This is a genomic window from Duganella margarita, from assembly GCF_009857535.1.
Classification (GTDB): domain Bacteria; phylum Pseudomonadota; class Gammaproteobacteria; order Burkholderiales; family Burkholderiaceae_D; genus Rugamonas; species Rugamonas margarita.
The window spans coordinates 93,002-112,704 of the sequence record NZ_WWCS01000009.1 but is presented as its reverse complement, the minus strand read 5'-3'; the positions used below and the strand labels follow the sequence as shown (position 1 = coordinate 112,704).

Below are 19,703 nucleotides of genomic sequence, written 5' to 3'. Positions count from 1 at the left end.
ATTGACGGATGCGCGGACAACGACTAGAATACTGGTCTTCGGAGTGTAGCGCAGCCCGGTAGCGCACCTGGTTTGGGACCAGGGGGTCCAAGGTTCGAATCCTTGTACTCCGACCAAGAACTTTGAAACGGGTTGTCGAAAGACAGCCCGTTTTTCATTTCCGCCGCAGATTCCTGCAGCATTCTCTGCCCATAGCTCAGTTGGATAGAGCATCAGCCTTCTAAGCTGAGGGTCGCAGGTTCGATTCCTGCTGGGCAGGCCATAAAAATTTCCCGCATTGCCGCGCAATCAGGCCTTGGCGGCCGTCCTGCGCTCCAGCCATTCACTGCCACCAGTATTCAATGCCTTGGTCACCGCTGCCGGCGGCAGGCTGTACACCGTGGCCCAAGTGGCGCTGCCGTCGCTGGCATTGGAGGGAAAGCTGCTGGACTCAATCGGCCAGTGGTATTTGCGCTTCAAGGTTTTGATGATGGCGGCGAGTGAGGTGCGGCCTTGTAGCGGCTCGGCGCCGGTCTGGTCGGCATTTGACAGCAGTACCGCCAGCACGGCGCCACGCGCGGTCAATGGGCCGGGGAATTTGGGAGTTTTTGACATCGTTGCATTCTACCGAAGGTGTCAGGGCATGGGCAGCTATAAGGCTTAGTTATTGCCACCGCTGCCAAACTCCATCTTCCGTGCGGCTTGTTATGGTGACGCGTTCGTTCCATGATCAATGGCATGAACGTCACCATATCAAGGAGTTAGCAATGCCCATTCTACAAAACGCCCCCGCAGCATCCCGCTTTAACATTGCAGTCGCCGGCGCCACTGGCCGCGTCGGCTCCGCACTGGTCGCCTGCTTGGCGACCGAGCTGGTTGATCTGATCGCGCTCACGCGCACTCCTGGCGCCGGCAGCCTTCCTGCCAGCGTCGCCCAGCGAGCCGTTGATTTCGATGTGTCTGCCTCGCTGCCGGCCGCGTTGGAGGGCGTGGATCGCCTGTTCCTGGCGCACGGTAGTTCGCCCCGTCAGGTCGAGAACGAAATCGCGCTGATTGATGCCGCAGTCGCTGCGGGCGTCGGCCACATCGTCAAGCTGTCGGCCATCGGCATTCCGCTGCAGCTGCATCCGTTCGACTGGCATGAGCGCATCGAGGCGCATCTGGCCACTTGCGATGTCGGTTACACGATGCTGCGGCCGACCACCTTCATGAGCGTTCTGGCGCGCTCAGGAAAACCAGTGGCCAACGGTAACTGGGGCGGGGCGGCTGGCGAAGGCAAGGTCAACCTGATCGATGTGCGCGACGTGGCAGATGCCGCGAAGACGGTGCTGCTGGAAGAGGCAAGCACCACTTGGCAGCGCGCCTTCCATCTGACCGGCACGCGTGCTTGGAGCATGCCGGAAGTGGCTGCCGAGCTATCGCGCCTGCTGGGCCGGACAGTGACGTATCGGCAGCGCAGCTTTGCCGAGCAACGGGAGTGGCTGATCGCGTCCGGATTGACTGAGTTCATGGCAGGTGTGGCGGTCGGCCTGGACCGGGCGTTTTACCAGTCGGCGCTACGCGAGGATACTTCCACCATCGAGTTCCTCACCGGCCATACACCGAGGACGTTGACGGATTGGCTAAGCGAAAATTTATCCCTGTTCCGGGGCGAAGCGGTCGCCTGACGCTCGACAGCATTGCGTTCTGGCGACAGCTACGATGTCGCTAGTTCCATATTTGTTGATTTGCGGAATCTTTTAAGGCATAGTATCCGGCATAGACCTATTTCCGATGCGCGGCCTAGCCCTAGCCGCCGCCTCCGCCACATCCCCGTTGTCCATCGCCCTGATCCCGCGAGTTCGGTTGTCACACCAACTTTGCTACTTTCAGGAGCGCCCCATGAATTCGTTCAAAAAATTAAAAATCGGTACCCAGTTGTCGCTGGGATTCGGCATGTTGACAGCGCTGATGCTGGTGCTGGCTGTGTTCTCAGTGATGCGCGTGTCGTCGCTGTCCAAGGCTTTCCACGAGGACAACCGTCTCACAGCCGAGCGGCTGGAACCGCTTTATGTGGCGCGCGAAGCGCTGGCGCAGACCGGGCTGGCGGCGCGCAACGCCTACATCTTTATCGATGATGCGCAAGCCACCAAGGAACTGGCTATCGTTGATGAGCAAAAAGCCATTTATCTGGCCGCCGTCGAGAAGCTGACGCCGGCCTATGCCAGCGATCCGCAATTTGCCAAGGTCAAGGAAGGCCTGCTGGCGATGGCGGAGGAACTAAAACGCCCGCGCAAGTACCGCGAGGCGGGCAAGATGGAGGAATACGGCCGCTTCCTGGTCAACGAGTGCAGCCCGCTGCGCCGCCGCATCGTGCAGGACATCGCCGTTCTGGTGACTTCCGCCCAGAAAGAGTCCGCGGGCGCCGCCGACGCGGTGGAAGACTATGCCACCGGGGCCCAGCGCCTGGTAACGGTGCTGGCGGTCGTGGCGTTCATCCTGAGTGTGGTGATTGCCGGCCTGATCAAGCGCCTGCTGCTGAAACAATTGGGCGGGGAACCGGTCTATGCCGCCGAGATCGCCAGCCGTATCGCCCAGGGCGACCTGGCCGTCAGCGTTCATCTGGCGCCGGAAGACAAGGATAGTTTGCTGTTCGCCATCAAAGGCATGCGCGACAGTCTGTCTGGCATTGTCAGCGAAGTGCGCCACGGCACGGAGGCGATTACCCATGCATCGACCGAGATTGCGACCGGCAATCTGGACCTGTCACAGCGTACCGAGCAGCAGGCGCAATCACTGGAGCGGGTGGCCACGGCCATGGAAGAATTGACCTCGACCGTCAAGCAAAACGCCAGTAACGCGCAGCAGGCCAATCAGTTGTCGCAGTCGGCTTCGAATGTCTCGGAGCAGGGCGGCGAGGTAATGCGCCAGGTGACCGATACCATGGAATCAATTAATGATTCCTCTAAAAAGATCGTCGATATTATTTCCGTGATTGATGGCATTGCGTTCCAGACCAATATTCTCGCATTGAATGCGGCGGTGGAAGCGGCGCGCGCCGGGGAACAAGGCCGTGGTTTTGCCGTAGTGGCCAGTGAGGTCAGGGTATTAGCACAGCGTGCAGCACAGGCAGCCAAAGAAATCAAAGTATTAATTGATGATTCGGTAGTGAAAGTCGGCAGCGGTTCGGAGTTGGTACAAAAAGCCGGCGTTACCATGCACGAAGTGGTAGATAGTGTCCGTCGTGTTACTGCAATTATGTCCGAGATTAGTCACGCCAGCCAGGAACAGAGTATTGGTATTCAAGAAGTCAGCCAGGCGCTGGGTCAAATGGATGGTATGACCCAGCAGAATACTGCATTGGTTGAAGAGGCCAGCGCAGCAGCGGAAGAATTAAAAGAGCAGGCTGGGCATTTAAATGAAATCGTCGGCCAGTTTAAATTGGATGCGGCGGTTGCTTCGGTTTCTCATTTAGCCGTACAACCCGATTCCCTTTCGTCTGCGCGCACCCGTTCTCACCTGCGGTTGGCCAGGGGGTGATTACAGACGGTGCGGCAAAGCGACCCGTCGCATGCCTTGTTGCCGTGCCTCCATGCTAAAAATTGGCGCGAAGAAGCCCGTTTCTGGCATACTCCGATGGACTTGTCCCAGAGGAGTACCTGATGAACATCGATACCATGGCCTTCACCCCCGGCGCCGCGCTGGCCGGAGGGGCGCTGATTGGTCTTGCCGCTGCCGTATTTGTCTTATTCAATGGCCGCATTGCCGGTATTAGCGGCATACTCGGCGGCCTGCTCAAACCACGGCGAGGCGATATTGGCTGGCGCCTGGCGTTTATTGGCGGCCTGATAGGCGCGCCTATGATCTACAGTGTGGTCTGGCGATTGCCGGATATTCATATTGAAGCCAGCCCCTTGACGCTGATTATTGCCGGCTTAATTGTCGGCTTTGGAACGCGAATTGGTTCAGGCTGTACCAGCGGCCATGGCGTATGCGGCATATCCAGATTATCGCCGCGATCGATTGTAGCGACGTTGACGTTTATGGCGATGGGTTTTATTACCGTGTTTTTGGTGCGCCATTTATGATTATTATTTCTTTCGTCGCAGGCTTGATCTTCGGTATTGGCCTGATTATTTCCGGCATGGCGGACCCGGCCAAGGTACTGGCGTTTCTGGATTTGGCTGGATTATGGAATCCATCCTTGATATTCGTAATGGCCGGCGCAATCGGCATTGGTTTCTTTGCTTTTCTATGGGCGAAGTCGCGCAAAACCACGCTGTTGGGTGGGGAAATGAAATTACCTTCCGCTACCAAGATTGATCGCCGGCTGATTATCGGCGCGGTGATGTTTGGAATAGGTTGGGGCATTGCCGGATTCTGTCCCGGCCCGGCCTTGGTCGGTCTCGGCATGGGCTTGCCGAAGGCGCTGATTTTCGTCGCCGCCATGCTGGCAGGCATGGCGCTGTACGAATTGCTCGATCGACCGCGCGGTGGATAACTTTTACTGCGGAAAAATTACGCAGCAAACATTTGTCCTTTTAAAACAAGCACTTGTTTGTACCGCTTGTGGCTTGTTAACAGGCTTATCCACAGAATTTGTTAACAACCGCTGGCGACAATACCTTAGCCAAACATCGGCGTGAACATTCTGCGCTGCAAGGGACTGATTTCCTTGCGCCACAAGCGCGGCAGCAGGGGATCGGGCACGAAAGCCTGTGACTTGTAGAAATCGTCGGTGCCTTCTGCGGCCTCCAGGACAAGTCGCTGGATACCGGTGCCCAGGCAGTATTGCTCGATGCGCTTGACCAGCCAGTGGCCAACGCCTCGGCCTCGATACTGGCTCAAGATCATCAGTTCCGACACAAAGCAGAACATCGGCGGCGCCAGTTCCAGCCGGGCGATGCCGATTTGCTTGTTCTTCATTTCGACCGCTACCCATTGGATGGTGCCGCGCGGGTCCGCTGCCTTCTGAGGCGGCACACCGCCTTTGAAGCCGGCATCCTTGCGGAATGACAGCAAGACCTTGTCAGTCGGGGGCGCCTTCATTGGGCGAAATTGTACGTCGAGTTCCATGTATGCGGCTTTAACTAAGTAATACACTTAGCGTAAGGCGCGCACTGTAGGAGCGCAAGCCCCGATTTGTATAAATTGTTGTAAAGAAACGTATGCGACAATACGGTATGAGCGACCAATACTTCTACGAACCGGCGCAAGGCCACGGCCTGCCGCATGATCCCTTCAACGCCATCGTCGGCCCGCGCCCGATCGGCTGGATTTCCACCCGCGCCGCCAACGGCAATCTCAACCTGGCGCCGTACAGCTTCTTCAACGCCTTCAATTACACGCCGCCGCTGATCGGTTTTGCCAGCCTGGGCCGCAAGGACACGCTGCGCAATATCGAGGAAACCGGGGAATTTGTATGGAACCTGGCCACCCGGCCGCTGGCCGACGCCATGAACGCCAGTTGCGCCGCCGCGCCGCCGGAGGTCGACGAATTCCAGCTGGCCGGCCTGACGCCGCACGCATCCAAGGTCGTCAGCGTGCCGCGGGTGGCGGAAAGTCCGGTGTCGTTCGAGTGCAGGTGCAGCCAGATCATCCGTCTGCAAGGCGCGTCCGGCGCGGAAACCAATAGCTGGCTGATACTCGGGGAAGTGGTGGGCGTGCATATCGCGCGCGAACTGCTGCGCGACGGCGTTTATGATACGGCCGGCTCGCGCACCATCCTGCGTGGCGGCGGCCCGGCCGATTACTTCGAAATCACGCCGGAGCAGCTGTTCCGCATGACGCGGCCCAGCTACCCGTAACGCTTAGTAGGTGTAGAACATGCGCTGGATCTGCTTGCTGTCGCTGGTCCTGGTCAGCGCCAGCATCAGCAGAATGCGGGCTTTCTGCGGGTTCAGCGTATCGGACGCGACGAAGTCCAGCTCGTCATCATTGGCTTCGCCGTTGCGCGCCACGATGCCCTGGCCGACGCGGCTGGAGCGCACGATGAGCACGCCTTGCTTGCGGGCCGCCACCAGGCCGGCCTTGACCGGCGTGGCCAGGCTGCCGTCGCCGACGCCGGCGTGGATGATGCCCTTGGCGCCCGCCGCCACCAGCGCGTTCAGCGCCACTGGGCTAACATTCGCATAGCCGTAGACGATGTCGACCTGCGGCAGCGCGTCCAGCTTGCTGACGTCGAACTCGGTGTCGGCCGTGTGCTTGCGCGCCGACACATGGTAGAAGTACGGCTTGTTGCCCTGGATGTAGCCCAGCATGCCCAGTTCCGGCGTCTTGAAGCTGTCCGGGGTCGAGGTGTTGGTCTTGGTGACGTCGCGGGCGGCGTGGATCTGGTCATTCATCGCCACCAGCACGCCTTTGCCGATGGCTTCCTTGCTGGCCGCCAGCAGCACGGCGTTGTACAGGTTGATCGGGCCGTCGGCCGACAGTGCGGTGCCTGGACGCATGGCGCCGACCAGCACCACCGGCTTGTGGCTCTTGACGGTCAGGTCCAGGAAGTAGGCGGTTTCTTCCAGCGTGTCGGTGCCGTGCGTAATGACGATACCGTCAACCGCCGGATCGGCCAAAAGGGTATTGACGCGCTTGGCCAGTTTGAGCCAATGTTCATTGCTCATGTTTTCGCTGGCGATCTGGAACACTTGCTCGCCCTTGACGTCGGCGACCTTGGCCAGTTCCGGCACGGCGGCGATCAGACTGTCGACGCCGACCGTGGCGGCGGTATAGCCGACCGTGGTGGTGCTGGTGGCGCCGCTGCCGGCAATGGTGCCACCGGTGGCCAGAATGGTCACGTGGGCCAGTTTGTCAGCTGCCCCGGCATAGGAGCTGAGCAACATTGCACAGGTCAGCAGGGCGGTGTACCAGCGGGCGGTTTGAGGGTAAGACATGCGATCTCCTGATCGGGCAGTAAAGCTTGGGATAGTAACAAAAGCGCCGCGTGTCAACAATGCGCGGTGTTGCTGCGTTAAGTCAGGATCGCGGGACAAATATAATAGAGAAAATATATGAGATTGGCTATCACGATGGCATTAATGCTGGCGCTGGCCGCTTGCGGTAAGACGGCGGCACAGAAACAGCAAGAGGAAGCAGCAACGCTGACCCAGCTGGGCGAAAAATATGTGAAGGAAAAGATCCTGGAGCCGAACAAGGCGCAGTTTCGCAACCAGTTCGTCGGCAAGGGCGGCGCGCCGTGCGGCGAGGTCAACGCCAAGGATGCGTTTGGCGGCTACATCGGCTTCCAGCGCTATATTTCGGTGGCGCGCGACCTGACCTTGCTGGCGCAGGACGTCTCGCCGGCCGAGTTTGAGGCGCAGTGGCAGCAGCTCTGCCGGTAAAAATGGCGGCCGCGGCGGCCTGCCGGAAGGGAGGCTGCCGGCATGGGCAATTAGCGCTATCATGACCGTATCACATCGCGAGGATACGGTATGGAAAAGCAATCCGGGACTGGCAACAACATCGCTCCCCATCTGGCGTCGTCCGACATCGGCAACCGCCGCCATCAGATTTTCCCCACCCTGAGCGAAGACCAGTTCGACGTGCTGTTGCGCTACGGCGAGCGCCAGCGCTTTGCTGCCGGCACGGTGCTGTTCCGCCAGGGCGAACGCCATAATTCGATGTACGTGATTATCTCCGGCGCGATCGAGATCGAGCGTGGCTCGGTGCTCGGATCGACCGTGCTGGGTATCCATGGCCCCGGCATGTTTACCGGCGAGATGGGGGCGCTGGCGGGCCTTGCGGCCGTGGCCACCGCGCGCGTGGTGGAGGACAGTGAGCTGATCGTCATCAGCGAAGACTCGCTGCGCACGCTGGTCATTTCCGAGGCGGCATTGAGCGAAACCATCATGCGCGCCTTTATCCTGCGGCGCGTGGCCTACATGCAGGACCAGACCGGCGGTGTGGTGTTGTTCGGCGCCCGCGATTCGCAGGAAACGCTGTTGCTGCGCCAGTTCCTCAACCGCAACGGCCAGCCGACCGCCTATTTCGATTCCGAATACGACGCCGATGAAGAGGCGCACAAACTGATGGCGCGCTTTGAAGTGCAGCCCGAAGACATCCCTGCGGTAGTGCTGCTCAACGGCCAGGTGCTGCGCCGGCCGACGCTGCGCCAGCTGGCCGACGGCCTGGGCATCAGTCCGGACAATCTCGAGGGCCGCCTGTTCGATGTGGTGGTGGTCGGCGCCGGGCCAGCGGGACTGGCGGCCGCGGTGTATGCAGCGTCCGAAGGCCTGACGGTGGCGGTGCTGGATGCCAAGGCGCCCGGCGGCCAGGCCGGTTCCAGCTCCAAGATCGAAAACTATTTCGGCTTCCCGACCGGCGTCACCGGTCAGGCGCTGGCTGGCCGCGGGCTGTCGCAGGCGCGCAAGTTCGGCGCCGAGGTGGCGGTGCCGGTCAAGGTCAGCGGGGTCGATTGCACCAGCGCGGAATACGGCATCCAGGTCGACAGCGGCGAGAAGCTGCGCGCGCGCTCGATCGTCATCGCCAGCGGCGCGCGCTATCGCAAGCCGGCCTTGCCGGAGCTGGAGCGCTTTGAAGGACGCGGCGTGTATTACAGCGCCTCGTTCATGGAGGCCAACTTCTGCACCGACGAGGAAGTGGTGATCGTCGGCGGCGGCAACTCGGCCGGGCAGGCGGCGGTGTTCCTGTCCGGGCACGCCAAGCATGTGCACATCGTGGTGCGCTCGGGCGGGCTGGCGGCCAGCATGTCGCGTTATCTGATTCAGCGGATCGAGGCGTCGCCGAAGATCACGCTGCACGTCCACAAGCAGATCGTCGAGCTGCGTGGCGCCGAGCGGCTGGAGAGCATCCTGTGGCAAAGCGAAGGCCACGAGCCGCGCGAGGCGCCGGCGCGCCATCTGTTTCTGTTCCTCGGCGCCGACCCCAGCACGGCATGGCTGGGCGATTGCGTGACGCTGGACGATAAGGGCTTTGTGCTCACCGGGCCGGATGTGCCGGCGGCCAGCTGGCCGCTTGACCGTCCGCGCCATTTGCTGGAGACCAGCCGCCCACGCATCTTCGCGGTGGGCGACGTGCGCAGCGGTTCGGTCAAGCGGGTGGCCGCGGCGGTGGGCGAGGGCTCGGCAGCAGTGGCCTCGCTGCACCAGGCGCTGGCCTCGGACCTGCTCTAAGGTTCGATGCTGCGCAGCGGTTTGCTGTGGCGGTTGGCGCGGCGCACCGGCGGCTGTTGCAGCGCCGGCCGCGCCAGCGCTTCCCGCGCGCGGTCGTAGCCGTACTGCCACTGGTCGTTCATGTGCTGCACGAAGATCTCGTAGGACGGCGGCATGTGCAGCTCGATGCGGTTGCGCCGCCAGTCCAGCTTTTGCTGCAGCTGCTGCTTTTCCAGCACCACCGACACATCCGACGAATCGATGCGCATGTCGGCCAGGTGGCTGTTGGCGTAGCGCAGGCGCGCATTGCCGTCCACCCCCAGCACCGCGCGCCATGCCGGAATCGAGAACACCTGGTCGAACGCCTCCTTGAATTCCATGATTATCTCGCGGCCCAGGCGGCGCGCGATTTCGACCGGGAACAGATCCAGCACGCCGCCGATGTATTCGTCGCTGCGGTACCGCGCAGAGCGGAAGTAGATCATGTCGGCGATGGAAATGCGGGCCGCTTCGGTGACTGGCACGCTGTCGTCGGTCAGCAGTTCGCGGGCGATGGCGTGCTCGCCCCAGCGCGCGTCGGCCAGCGGCGAATCCATGCCTTGGAGCGCAGCGGCGGCGCGCTGGTTGCAGAAGATGGTCTCCGCATACAGCTTGCGCTGGCCGCGTGGCTGGCCGACGTCTTCGGGACCGAACAGCAGCTTGCCGCCGATGATGGCCACGTCCACCTGCGGCGCGCCGGCGGCGGGCGGGAAGGGTAGCTGCGGCGGAATCTCGAACAGGTAGTCGTGGAACAGGTCCGGTATGACCGGCGCGCGGGCGCTGGATAGTTTGCGTTTTGCGGCGCGCAGCAAGGTGCCGCGCAGCGCGGCGTGTTCGGTGGAGCGCAGGCCGCACCAGAACTGGTACATGGTCTCGGAAGACAGCCACGCGCGCTGGGCGTCGGGATCGGGCAGGTTGTGGATGATGGCGGCGGCGATGGCGCCACCGCAGCTGGCCAGCAGCACATCCGGCGCCTTGCCGGCCTGGCGCAGCGCGGCGTACATGCCGATATAAATCCCGAAACGGAATCCGCCCCCACCCAGCACCATGCAACGTTGATACGGTTTATACAATTCTTGCGTCATAGACCACAACGATATCACACCGAAGTTTCATCGATTCGATATTCCATCGCTACGGATGAACCATTACGCCACAAAGGCCGAGGTCGAGTCCGTTCGCTCCGAGCTCTACAAGGCGCTGGAGGCGCAGACCTGGCATTTGCTGGTCTGGCTGACCGCCGTGTGCTCCGGGCTTACCGGCGCCGTGTATTACATCGCCCGCAACGTGCACTGATCACAGCTGCTGCTCCAGCATGATCCGCAAGGTCGGCTGCGTTGGCGTCAGGCGCAGGCTGCGGGTGCTGCCGCTGGCGTCGGTGTAATTGTAGGTCTCCGTGGCCTGCTGATGCAGCAGATTGCTGGCCGCAACGCGCAACTGCGTCTTCGCGCGCCACTTCCACACCGCGTACACATCCAGCTCCCGCTTGGCGCTGGTGCCGCTCAGCGTTTGCATCGATTCCCGCGCGCGCTCACCGGCCTGATAGTTCAGATTCCCGCCCACCGTCAGCTGCGACCAGCGATAGTCCATCCCAAGGTTGGCCGTGGCCGGGGTCTGCGATTCCAGCCGATTGTAAGGCCCCGGCACATTGTCCACGCGCGACCAGTTGCGCGCCAAGTTGGCCCGCAGATCCCACGCCTTGGACAACGGCAGCTTGGCCTCCAGCTCCAAGCCGTGCGCATTGGCGTTACCGTCATTGAACGGCGCCGTCACCCACACGCCATCCTGCTGGAACAGGCGCGATTGCGTCACATCGCGAATGCGGCGCGCATAGACGCTGGCGCTGACCAGCGCACCATCGCCGAGATAATGTTCATACGCCGCATCCATCCCCCACGTCAGCTCAGGCTTAAGCAACGGATTGCCTTGCTCGTCCGGATTGGTCGGATTATTGTTATTGTCCTTGGTGTAGCGGCGCGGCACCAGCTTGACCAGTTCCGGCGCCTTGTAGGTGCGGCTGATCGCCAGCCGCAGCACGTCCTTGTTGGCCAGTTCGTAGCGCGATTGCAGCGAAGGACTCCACACCGCAGCGCTGCTATCCAGCGCATCGGGTGCATTGGCCGCAATCGCCCGGCTGGCCGTGTCCAGCCGCTCATGGCGCAGGCCGAGGTATAGCGAATAGCGCCTGGTCACCTGCCATTCGTCCTGCGCAAACAGCGCCAGGCGATTGACGTTGGCCGTGTAGTCCGCGTTGTTGGCGCTGGTGGGCAGGCCGTTGGCATCGAACAGCGTCTCGTTGCGGTCTTCACTACGGCGCGCATGGCTGGCATCCCAGCCCACTGCCAGTGCGTGGCTGTCGCCGATCGGATGGCGATAAGTGCCGGTGCTGGTGATGCTGTTCTCCACCGGCCCGGAATCCACATGGTGGCGTCCCAGCGGCCGGCCGTCCGCATCCATGCCGTGGAAGTCAAAGGTGCCGGTGCGGCGGTTGGTGCTGGCGCCCAGTTTCATCTCCAGCTTGTCGCCGTTGGATAGCTGATGCGTCCAATTGACATCGCTGCGCAGCATCACGAAGTTGGCGACGAAATTGGCCGTGTTGCGTGGATATTCGCTATGGTCGCCGACCAGCACCGTCTCGTCGGCGCGGGCCAGGTTGTCCATGCGGCGCAGGTAAGCGAAGCTTTGCCAGCTAAGGGTGTCGCCGCCGTCCAGCTTCCAGTTGAGGCGCGGCGTCAGCGTCAGCGCGTCCGTGCGGCCGGATTCGGTTTGCGGTGTGCGGCGCAGCAGCGTGAGGACACCATTGGGATCGCGCTGCTCCTGCCAATCGGTGAAAGGCTTTTCGCTGCGCTTGCGCGTCAAGGTGGCGGCGAGGCTGTAGGAATAAGCACCGTTTTGATCCGACAGCTGTGCGCTCAGCGCCGGCGTATTGACGCCATGCTGGCGCGCGATGCTGGCGGTGGCCGAGCGCTGGCCGCGTGTCGCCGCTTTTTTCAGGATAATGTTGATGGCGCCGGCCACCGCCTGGTTGCTCAACTCCGCCGTGGCACTGCGCAGGATTTCGATGCGTTCGATGGTCTCGGGAGCGATGGCGTCCAGTGAAAAGCCGTTAGGTACTGGCTCGCCGTTGAGCAGGATCTGCGTGTAGCCGTTGCCCAGACCGCGCATCTGGATCGCTCCGCCCTGGCCGGGCGCGCCACTGATGCTGACGCCGGGCAGGCGCTTGAGTACATCGGACAGCGCCAGATCGCCCTGGCGCACGATGTCGGCATGGCTGATGACGATGGCGGTGGTGGTCTCGCGCTGGCGCTGGTCGGCGCGAGCGCCGGTGATCACGACTTGCTGCGGGTCGGGGACGTCCGTCGCGCAGGCGCAGGCGGACACCGCCAGCAGCAAGCTGCTGGTGATGCGTGGTACTGGCATGGTTTATCCCTTTGAGGCTTGTTGCTGGCGGCGGACCTTGAGTGCGCGCGGCGTGGCGTAGGCGTCCAGGTTGGCGAACATCGGCGCCGGATCGGCGATCTGGCCATTCTGTCGCATTTCCAGGTGCAGGTGTGGGCCGGTGGCGAAGCCGGTCTGGCCGACGGCCCCGATCAACTGGCCGGCCTGTACCTGTTGGCCGGCTTTGACGTTGACGCTGTTCAGGTGGGCATAGAGCGAGCGTTGCGCGCCATGGTCGATGATGACCGCGTTGCCGTATCGGCCGTCATTCTCGGCGAGGTGGCCGGCGGAGATGATGGTGCCGCCGGCGACGGCGTGCACCGGCGTGCCTTTGGTGGCGGCGAAGTCGATGCCTTTATGCGGCGTTGGCAGCACGCTGCGCATGACGCCATAGAAGCTGGTGACGCGGACTCTATCAAGCGGCGCGCGCCAAGGCTCGGCCGACGTTGCGGCTGGTGTTGCCGTTACCGTTGGCGCGCTGCTGGCGGTCGGTGGAACGCTGAACGCCAGTGCCGGCTGCAACATCGCGCCCACCACCAGCAACGCGGTCAGCGCGCCGCCGGTGAGCCACGCGGCAGCGGTGCTCAACGCTGGCAGGCTGTCCTTCTGCATGTGGCGAATGCGGGCAGCGATGGTGGCGCCGTTGAAGGCGGCCACGCCGATCGGCGTCATCGTCCATTGCTGGAGCAGGGCGGCGGCGTATTGTTTGCGCTGGTATTGTGGGCGGCCGGCCAGCACATGCTGGTCGCAGCTTAATTCCAGCGCCCATGCCATTTGCTTCGCCATCCAGCGTAGCGTGGGATTGAACCAGAAAACGGTCCGCAAGGTCGCTGCAATGGCAAGGCAGAGCGGATCGCGCACGCGCCAGTGATGCAGTTCGTGGGCAATGATCATTTGCTGCTGCGCGGTGCTCAAGGTGTCCAGATGCGCAGGTAGCAGCAGGCACGGACGGCGCACGCCGTGCAGCATTGGCGAGATCGGGACGTCGGTGCGCAGCACGGTCAGTTTGCGCTGGGTGATTTCGCGAAGCTGGGCGGCGGTGAAGGCGCCGTGAGACTGCAGCTCGGCGGGCGACAGGCATTGTGCGCTGGCGAGCAGCTTGCGCCACAGGCGGCGTGCTTGCCACTGGCGTGTCACGGCCCAGGCCAGGCCGGCAGTGTAGATCAGCAGCCAGGCGGCAGCCATCAGCGGCACGGCGCGAGCAATGGCAGACGGTGCTTCACCGGATGGTGCAGGTTCGGACGGTGCCTCTTCCGTCGATGTCGCCGCCGCCACCAATGTCGAGGCATTCGCAGTCGGCGCAGCGTTCGGCCGGGATGCCAGCGAGGATGGCCCGACGTCGGCCGTGGCGATTGTTGCCGGGAGGGTGAAGCTGGTTTGTGCTGGATGCGGCAGGAAGGGCAGCAGCGCGGCTGCGGCCACCACGCCTTGCGCTGCCAGCCACACGCCGCGCCGCGTCCGCAGCGCTGGCCACAGGCGCGTGGCGCCTTGCAGCAGCAGCCACGCGGCCAGCCCGACCGCCACGTTGCCGGCACACGCCAGCAGCCACTTTGCAGCCATCAGCTCCTGCAGCCCCAGCCGCTGCGGCAACTGCAGCAGATACGCGCCGCTCATCACTCGCTGTCCGCCGGCCAGTCGTTCAGCATTTGTTCCAGTTGCGTCAGCTCTTTCTGGTCGACCAGCTTGCTGCCGGTAAACATCGCTACCGGCAGTGGAGCATCCAGCTCCATGACGCGGCGGCCGAAGTCGCGCGCGAAGGCGGCCAGCGTACCTACCTTTTCCAGTACCGCACTGTAGACATTGATACCGTGCACCGTTTGCATGCCGATCATCTGCTTTTCCAGCATCCGGTCCAGCGTCTTGCGGGTGGACGAGAACGACCAACCCAGCTCATCAGCGGCGGCATCGTGGATTTCGCGCGCGCTCAGTGGTTGCTGTTTCCACAGCACTTTCAGCAACGTCAGCTCGCTGACGGAAGGAATCGTGACAGACATGGTTTACCCCTATGCGACTAATGGGATGATTATGCGACACATGTCGCAACGGAGTCAACCACCAAATAACCAAAGAGGTATAAGATTTTGTAACATTGCTTTGAATAAATTCCAAATATGATACGATGAATTAATTGCTAATTATCAACAACGCACGGTCGTGCGCAGCAGGACCGAAGGTATCGCCAGGCGGGTATTGGCTTGCTGGCGGCGAGAAGCGGCAGGGCGCTATACAATGGTTGTGGCCGCAGCTATCCCAGCCGCAGCCACCTCTGCATTGGAAACATTATGTATTACGGAGAGCGCTTCAACAGCATCACGCACACCGTCGGCGCGGCGCTGGCCGCCATCGGCGGGACGCTGCTGATCATCCAGGCCGCGCACACCGGCGACGTTTGGAAGATCGTCAGCTTCAGCATCTACGCCGCCACCTTGCTGGCGCTGTATTTGACTTCCACGCTGTATCACAGCCTGCGTGGCCGCGCCAAGGACGTGCTGCGGCAGATGGACTATTGCGCCATCTACCTGCTGATCGCCGGCAGCTACACGCCGTTCACGCTGGTCAGCCTGCGCGGACCATGGGGCTGGTCGCTGTTTGGCGTGGTGTGGGGACTGGCGCTGATCGGCATCCTGCAGGAGCTATGGTTTGCCAAGGGCGCGCGCGTGCTGTCGCTGCTGATTTACGTGGCGATGGGCTGGGTGGGCGTGATCGGCGCCAGCCCGCTGATCGACGCGCTGGGCTGGAATGGATTCATGTGGCTGGCCGTCGGCGGCGTGGTGTACACCGTGGGCATCGCCTTCTTCGTCACCGACCATAAATGGCGTTATGGGCACGGCGTCTGGCATTTGTTTGTACTGGGCGGTAGCGCCTGTCATTTCGGCGCTGTCATGCTCTACGTGGCGTAAGGATAGAACACCCGTGGAAATCAATTCGGACGATTTAAAAACCTTTATCACCGTGATCGACAGCGGCACCCTCAGCGCCGCCTCGGTGCACCTGGGGCAAACCACCTCCGGCGTCAGCCGCGCGCTGTCGCGCTTGGAGGACAAGCTGGCCACCTCGCTGCTGACGCGCACCACGCGCCGCATGGAGCTGACCGAGGAAGGCCACCTGTTCCTGGAAAAGGCCCGCGCCATTCTCGGCGCGATGGAGGAGGCCGAAGAAACCATCCGCATCCGCCGCCAGAAGCCGGCCGGCCGTTTGTGCGTGGACGCGGCCTCGCCGTTCATGCTGCATTGCGTGGTGCCGCACGTGGCCGAATTCCGCGCCATGTACCCGGACATCCGCCTCGAACTCAGTAGCAACGACCAGATCGCCGACCTGATCGAGCACCGCACCGACATCGCCATCCGCATCGGCGCGCTGAATGATTCGACGCTGCATGCGCGGCCGCTCACTTCCAGCCCGCTGTACGTGCTGGCCAGTCCGGAATATCTGGCGCAGCACGGCACGCCGCACACACCGGAAGATCTGGCGCAGCATTCGCTGCTGGGTTTTGTGCAGTATGAACTGGGCAACCAGTGGCCGCTGCGCCATGCCACCGGCAACAGCCTGCCGGTGACGCCGTCGATCTCCGCTTCCAGCGGCGAGACGCTGCGCCAGCTGGCGCTGGCCGGCCAGGGCATCGTTTGCCTGGCCGAGTTCATGACCCGCGACGACATCGCCGCCGGCCGCCTGGTCAAGGTGCTGGCATCGAATTACACCGGCTACTGCCAGCAGATTCACGCGGTCTACTACCGCAATACCCAGCTGGCGCAGCGCATCAGCTGCTTCCTCGAATTTTTACAGCAAAAACTCTGAGTTATTTAGTGTGCGGGCCCGTACAGAGGCGCGCACCTTGTCGCGTTACACTGGCCTTGCGTGCTTCGAGCGAAAGTTCAGCAGCAGGTAAGCCGGTAGCCTCGAGTACCGGCACCAGACAAACGATGTTGCCGCCTGATGGAGGTCATCATGACGCAAACTACCCACCCGTCCAAGCACGCCGTGCGTGCCTACCTTGAGCGCCGCACCCACGAGGTGAAGCCGCCGCCAACGCCGGAAGAAATCCGCCGGCAACTGGGCTGGGGCTTGATGGCCTTTGAGCAAAAGGTCGGCAACGGCCGTAGTTGAGCAAGCCGTTGATCGCGCCATTCGCCGATTCTTCGCCGTTCACCGGGCCTTTTCCGCCGTTCGCCGAATAGCAGTTTCCCCGCCAGCAGTTCCCCGGTATTGTTACATTCATACCGACTTGGGGGACTTAACATGAACGCAGCACTCGCTTATCGCTGGCGCACACAACTGGTCTGGGGCTTCGCCCTGATCATCGCCGGCACCGTCATCCTGCTGGCGCAGCTTGACCTACTGGACATCGACCTCAATCCCGCCCATTTCTGGCGCTGGTGGCCGTGGCTGGTGGTCATCAGCGGCGTCACCAAAATCATTCCGCCGACAACCTCGCGCTACTTCACCCAGGGCTGGTGGGAAATCTTCTTCGCCGGCTGGTGGTACGTCTCCTTCAATCACCTGTGGGGCCTGGGCTTTGGCCAGACCTGGCCGGCGCTGATCGTCGCCTGGGGCGTGGGCATGATGCTGCGTCCCCTGCTGGATAACATCTTCCCGCCATCGACCAAGGAGCAAGCATGAGAACCCGTCGCCGCGAGCGCAATCCCGCCACGCAAATGATCATCGGCCTGTTCGTCATCGGCGTCGGCATGCTATTCCTGCTGGATAACCTGGGTTGGCTGGATCTGGACCTGCGCATCCACATCTTCCCGACCATCCTGATCGCTGCCGGCATACTGAAGGTGCTGCAGACCCGCACCCAGTCCGGCGTGGTGGTGGGCGGTGGACTGATAGCGGCGGGTTCGCTGTTCATGCTGAAGGAGATGGGCTATCTGGCGATCGACTGGCGCAACCTGTGGCCGGTGTTCATGATCGCGGCCGGTGTGGCGGTGGTGATCAAGTCCAACCTCAACCGCAGCGCGCCGGCGACAAATGCCCCATCGCTGGACAAGGACGCTGACGAAACCGTCATCAACGCCACCGCCATCATGGGCGGCTTCAAGCGCCGCATCACGACGCAGGATTTTAAAGGCGGCGAAATCACCGCCATCATGGGCGGCTGTGACCTGGACCTGCGCCAGTCCAGCATCAACGGCGACGCCGTGCTGAATGTGTATGCGCTGTTCGGCGGCATTACCGTCAAAGTGCCGATCGACTGGACCGTGATGCTGGAAGGGACGCCGATCATGGGCGGCTTTGAAGAAAAAACCGTGCCGCCTGCCGCCGTCGGCAAGCGCCTGATCGTGCGCGGCTACGTCATCATGGGCGGCCTGGAAGTGCGTAACTGATGCTGGAGATTTCCTCCAGCCGGCGCGGACTGGCGATCTACCTGCTGGTCTGGCTGTTCCTCGGCTGTGCGCTGGCCGGCGTGATCCGCGTCGCCAGCGATACGCCGCTGGTCAACGCGCTGCTGTTCGCAATTCCGCTGAATGTGCTGTACGCCTTCGCTGCGGGCTATTCAGCTTATTACGTGTGCCGCGCCTATCCGCTGGGCGGGCCGCGGCCAGGGCAGCTGGCGCTGGTGCTGACGGTGGCGGGCGTGGTGTCCGGCTTTCTGTGGCTGAGCATTGCCAATCTGTGGAACGGGCTTTGCCTGCTGCTGGGCGCTGCGTGGAGCGGCATCGTCATCACCCCGCAGCTGTCGGTGTTGATGGTGGTGCTGGGCGTGCTGCTGTACGGCTTTGCGGCGGCGCTGCATTATCTGGTGATCGAGTTCGTGCGCGCCAAAAACGCCGAGCAGCGCGAACTGGAATCGCTGCTGATGGCGCAGGAGGCGGAGTTGCGCATGCTGCGCACGCAGATCGATCCGCACTTCCTGTTCAACAGCCTCAATTCCATCAGCGCGCTGACGTCGCAGGATCCCAAGGCGGCGCGCCGCATGACGCTGGAGCTGGCCAGCTTCTTCCGCCAGAGTCTGGGCATGGAGGCGCACAAGAAGGTGACGCTGGGTGAAGAGATGATACTGATCCGTCACTTCCTGGCGATCGAGCAGGTGCGCTTTGGCGCGCGCCTGCAGGTGGAAGAGGTGATGGGCGAAGGCGCGGCGGCATGCCTGGTGCCGCCGATGATCATCCAGCCGCTGGTGGAGAACGCCGTCAAGCACGGCATCTGCAATATGCCGGAAGGCGGCACGGTGCGCATCACCGCGCGGCGGGCCGGTTCGATCCTGCAGATCAGCGTGACCAATCCGGTGGACGAGGATATGTCCTCGATCCGCAGCGAAGGCCACGGCATTGGCCTGACCAACGTGCGCCAGCGTTTGGCCGGCGCCTACAAACACGAAGCCGGCATCCACTGGGGCCGGCATGACAACAGCTTTGGCGTGGACATCACAATGCCCGCGCAAACAAGCGAACAAGGGGAGTAGAGCAATGCGTATCATCATCGTGGACGATGAAATGCTGGCGCGCGGCGTGGTGCGCGAATATCTGTCCGAGCATGCGGACGTGGAGATCGTGGCCGAATGCGCCAACGGTTTCGAGGCGGTGAAGGCGATCACTGAATTGTCGCCGGACCTGGTGTTCCTGGATATTCAGATGCCCAAGCTGGATGGCTTTGAAGTGGCCGAACTGGCGGGCAGCAAAACGCGCTACATCTTCGCCACCGCGTTCGACCAGTATGCGATCAAGGCATTTGAATTCCACGCGCTGGATTATCTGCTCAAGCCATTCAGCCAGCAGCGCTTCGACCAGGCGCTGGCGCATGCGCGCACCAATCTCGGCGCCGGCGGCGACGCGGTGGAGAGGATGGTGCGCGAAGCCGCTGGCCGCAACAAGCCGCTCGGCCGCGTGCTGATACGCGACGGCGCCAAGGTACACGTCATCAATGCTGACAAAATCGAGCACGTCGAAGCGCAGGACGATTACGTGCAGATCCGCTCGGAAGGCAAATCGTATTTAAAGAATCAGCGCATGACGGAACTCGAAGGGCAGCTCGACCCCGAGCAGTTCCTGCGCATCCACCGCTCCTACATCGTCAATATCGCCCACGTGGAGCGAATCGAACAGGCGACCAAGGACAGTTATTCGGCGATCCTCAAGGATGGCAGCAAGCTCCCCATCAGCCGCACCGGCTACCAGAAAATCAAGACCGTGATGCAGTAACCATTTGGCGCTGACGACCTGATAA

22 protein-coding genes and 2 tRNA genes are annotated in these 19,703 nt (G+C 62.2%); 17 read left to right on the top strand and 7 right to left on the bottom strand.

Annotated elements, in window-relative coordinates; all coding sequences use genetic code 11:
- The first annotated feature begins 39 nt into the window (after positions 1 to 39).
- Together GTP55_RS15545 and GTP55_RS15540 are read left to right on the top strand one after the other, a co-directional pair.
- Positions 40 to 116 (top strand) — tRNA-Pro (locus GTP55_RS15545).
- A 69-nt stretch (positions 117 to 185) separates the two neighbouring features.
- Positions 186 to 262 (top strand) — tRNA-Arg (locus GTP55_RS15540).
- A gap of 26 nt (positions 263 to 288) precedes the next feature.
- Here GTP55_RS15540 and GTP55_RS15535 read toward each other — a convergent pair.
- Positions 289 to 594: a hypothetical protein gene (locus tag GTP55_RS15535; protein ID WP_161045784.1), complete on the bottom strand. Its 306-nt coding sequence runs from the start codon at positions 592 to 594 to the stop codon at positions 289 to 291.
- 152 nt (positions 595 to 746) lie between these two features.
- Between GTP55_RS15535 and GTP55_RS15530 the strand changes: the two genes are divergently transcribed.
- The 4 genes from GTP55_RS15530 to GTP55_RS15515 all read left to right on the top strand — a co-directional run bounded on the left by GTP55_RS15530 (position 747) and on the right by GTP55_RS15515 (position 4,459).
- Positions 747 to 1,646, top strand: a complete 900-nt coding sequence (locus GTP55_RS15530; protein ID WP_161045783.1) for an NAD(P)H-binding protein — start codon at positions 747 to 749, stop codon at positions 1,644 to 1,646.
- A 214-nt stretch (positions 1,647 to 1,860) separates the two neighbouring features.
- Positions 1,861 to 3,498, top strand: a complete 1,638-nt coding sequence (locus GTP55_RS15525; RefSeq protein WP_161045782.1) for a methyl-accepting chemotaxis protein — start codon at positions 1,861 to 1,863, stop codon at positions 3,496 to 3,498.
- A gap of 122 nt (positions 3,499 to 3,620) precedes the next feature.
- Entirely contained in the window at positions 3,621 to 4,046 is a 426-nt protein-coding gene (locus GTP55_RS15520; protein ID WP_161045781.1) for a YeeE/YedE family protein, read from the top strand.
- On the top strand, positions 4,043 to 4,459 hold the full coding sequence (locus GTP55_RS15515; protein WP_161045780.1) for a DUF6691 family protein: 417 nt from the start codon (positions 4,043 to 4,045) through the stop codon (positions 4,457 to 4,459). The genes GTP55_RS15520 and GTP55_RS15515 overlap by 4 nt, the downstream gene beginning before the upstream one ends.
- A gap of 125 nt (positions 4,460 to 4,584) precedes the next feature.
- On the opposite strand, the gene GTP55_RS15510 is transcribed toward GTP55_RS15515, so the two are convergent.
- Positions 4,585 to 5,034 (bottom strand): GNAT family N-acetyltransferase, encoded by a 450-nt coding sequence (locus GTP55_RS15510; RefSeq protein ID WP_161045779.1) that lies wholly within the window; start codon positions 5,032 to 5,034, stop codon positions 4,585 to 4,587.
- Positions 5,035 to 5,141: 107 nt separating this feature from the next.
- Here GTP55_RS15510 and GTP55_RS15505 point away from each other — a divergent pair, with 107 nt between their 5' ends.
- Complete coding sequence (locus GTP55_RS15505) at positions 5,142 to 5,765, top strand: flavin reductase family protein (protein ID WP_161045778.1); 624 nt, start codon at positions 5,142 to 5,144, stop codon at positions 5,763 to 5,765.
- Positions 5,766 to 5,768: 3 nt separating this feature from the next.
- Here the strand turns inward: GTP55_RS15505 and GTP55_RS15500 are convergent, their stop codons facing one another.
- Positions 5,769 to 6,794: a type II asparaginase gene (locus tag GTP55_RS15500; protein ID WP_371868364.1), complete on the bottom strand. Its 1,026-nt coding sequence runs from the start codon at positions 6,792 to 6,794 to the stop codon at positions 5,769 to 5,771.
- A 168-nt stretch (positions 6,795 to 6,962) separates the two neighbouring features.
- On the opposite strand from GTP55_RS15500, the gene GTP55_RS15495 reads away from it, so the two are divergent.
- Positions 6,963 to 7,292 carry a hypothetical protein gene (locus tag GTP55_RS15495; protein ID WP_110848377.1) on the top strand — a complete coding sequence of 110 codons (330 nt, stop codon included), beginning with the start codon at positions 6,963 to 6,965 and terminating at the stop codon, positions 7,290 to 7,292.
- Between the two features lie 90 nt (positions 7,293 to 7,382).
- Positions 7,383 to 9,083, top strand: coding sequence for an FAD-dependent oxidoreductase (locus GTP55_RS15490; RefSeq protein ID WP_161045776.1), 1,701 nt, complete (start codon positions 7,383 to 7,385; stop codon positions 9,081 to 9,083).
- Here GTP55_RS15490 and GTP55_RS15485 read toward each other — a convergent pair.
- Entirely contained in the window at positions 9,080 to 10,186 is a 1,107-nt protein-coding gene (locus tag GTP55_RS15485; protein WP_229257948.1) for a patatin-like phospholipase family protein, read from the bottom strand. The genes GTP55_RS15490 and GTP55_RS15485 overlap by 4 nt on opposite strands.
- A 55-nt stretch (positions 10,187 to 10,241) precedes the next feature.
- Between GTP55_RS15485 and GTP55_RS15480 the strand changes: the two genes are divergently transcribed.
- The gene (locus GTP55_RS15480; RefSeq protein ID WP_161045775.1) at positions 10,242 to 10,397 is read left to right on the top strand and encodes a hypothetical protein; all 156 of its coding nucleotides are present in this window, start codon (positions 10,242 to 10,244) and stop codon (positions 10,395 to 10,397) included.
- Here the strand turns inward: GTP55_RS15480 and GTP55_RS15475 are convergent, their stop codons facing one another.
- Genes GTP55_RS15475 through GTP55_RS15465 form a run of 3 tightly spaced genes read right to left on the bottom strand, consistent with a single transcriptional unit; the run spans position 10,398 to position 14,533 of the window.
- Positions 10,398 to 12,521, bottom strand: coding sequence for a TonB-dependent receptor plug domain-containing protein (locus tag GTP55_RS15475; RefSeq protein WP_161045774.1), 2,124 nt, complete (start codon positions 12,519 to 12,521; stop codon positions 10,398 to 10,400).
- 3 nt (positions 12,522 to 12,524) lie between these two features.
- Positions 12,525 to 14,153, bottom strand: coding sequence for a M23/M56 family metallopeptidase (locus GTP55_RS15470; RefSeq protein ID WP_229257947.1), 1,629 nt, complete (start codon positions 14,151 to 14,153; stop codon positions 12,525 to 12,527).
- On the bottom strand, positions 14,153 to 14,533 hold the full coding sequence (locus tag GTP55_RS15465; protein ID WP_110848372.1) for a BlaI/MecI/CopY family transcriptional regulator: 381 nt from the start codon (positions 14,531 to 14,533) through the stop codon (positions 14,153 to 14,155). The genes GTP55_RS15470 and GTP55_RS15465 overlap by 1 nt, the downstream gene beginning before the upstream one ends.
- Before the next feature lie 288 nt (positions 14,534 to 14,821).
- Here GTP55_RS15465 and trhA point away from each other — a divergent pair, with 288 nt between their 5' ends.
- From trhA to GTP55_RS15435, 7 genes are all read left to right on the top strand, one after another.
- Positions 14,822 to 15,439 carry a PAQR family membrane homeostasis protein TrhA gene (gene trhA / locus GTP55_RS15460; protein WP_161045773.1) on the top strand — a complete coding sequence of 206 codons (618 nt, stop codon included), beginning with the start codon at positions 14,822 to 14,824 and terminating at the stop codon, positions 15,437 to 15,439.
- A gap of 13 nt (positions 15,440 to 15,452) precedes the next feature.
- The gene (locus GTP55_RS15455; RefSeq protein ID WP_161045772.1) at positions 15,453 to 16,334 is read left to right on the top strand and encodes a LysR family transcriptional regulator; all 882 of its coding nucleotides are present in this window, start codon (positions 15,453 to 15,455) and stop codon (positions 16,332 to 16,334) included.
- Between the two features lie 150 nt (positions 16,335 to 16,484).
- On the top strand, positions 16,485 to 16,643 hold the full coding sequence (locus tag GTP55_RS29600; RefSeq protein WP_202423728.1) for a hypothetical protein: 159 nt from the start codon (positions 16,485 to 16,487) through the stop codon (positions 16,641 to 16,643).
- 132 nt (positions 16,644 to 16,775) lie between these two features.
- Positions 16,776 to 17,156, top strand: coding sequence for a LiaF transmembrane domain-containing protein (locus GTP55_RS15450; RefSeq protein ID WP_161045771.1), 381 nt, complete (start codon positions 16,776 to 16,778; stop codon positions 17,154 to 17,156).
- Positions 17,153 to 17,863, top strand: a complete 711-nt coding sequence (locus GTP55_RS15445) for a LiaI-LiaF-like domain-containing protein (protein WP_229257946.1) — start codon at positions 17,153 to 17,155, stop codon at positions 17,861 to 17,863. The genes GTP55_RS15450 and GTP55_RS15445 overlap by 4 nt, the downstream gene beginning before the upstream one ends.
- Positions 17,863 to 18,942: a sensor histidine kinase gene (locus GTP55_RS15440; protein WP_161045770.1), complete on the top strand. Its 1,080-nt coding sequence runs from the start codon at positions 17,863 to 17,865 to the stop codon at positions 18,940 to 18,942. Before GTP55_RS15445 ends, GTP55_RS15440 begins: the two co-directional genes overlap by 1 nt.
- A gap of 4 nt (positions 18,943 to 18,946) precedes the next feature.
- Positions 18,947 to 19,678, top strand: a complete 732-nt coding sequence (locus GTP55_RS15435; RefSeq protein ID WP_161045769.1) for a LytR/AlgR family response regulator transcription factor — start codon at positions 18,947 to 18,949, stop codon at positions 19,676 to 19,678.
- The last annotated feature ends 25 nt before the right edge of the window (positions 19,679 to 19,703 follow it).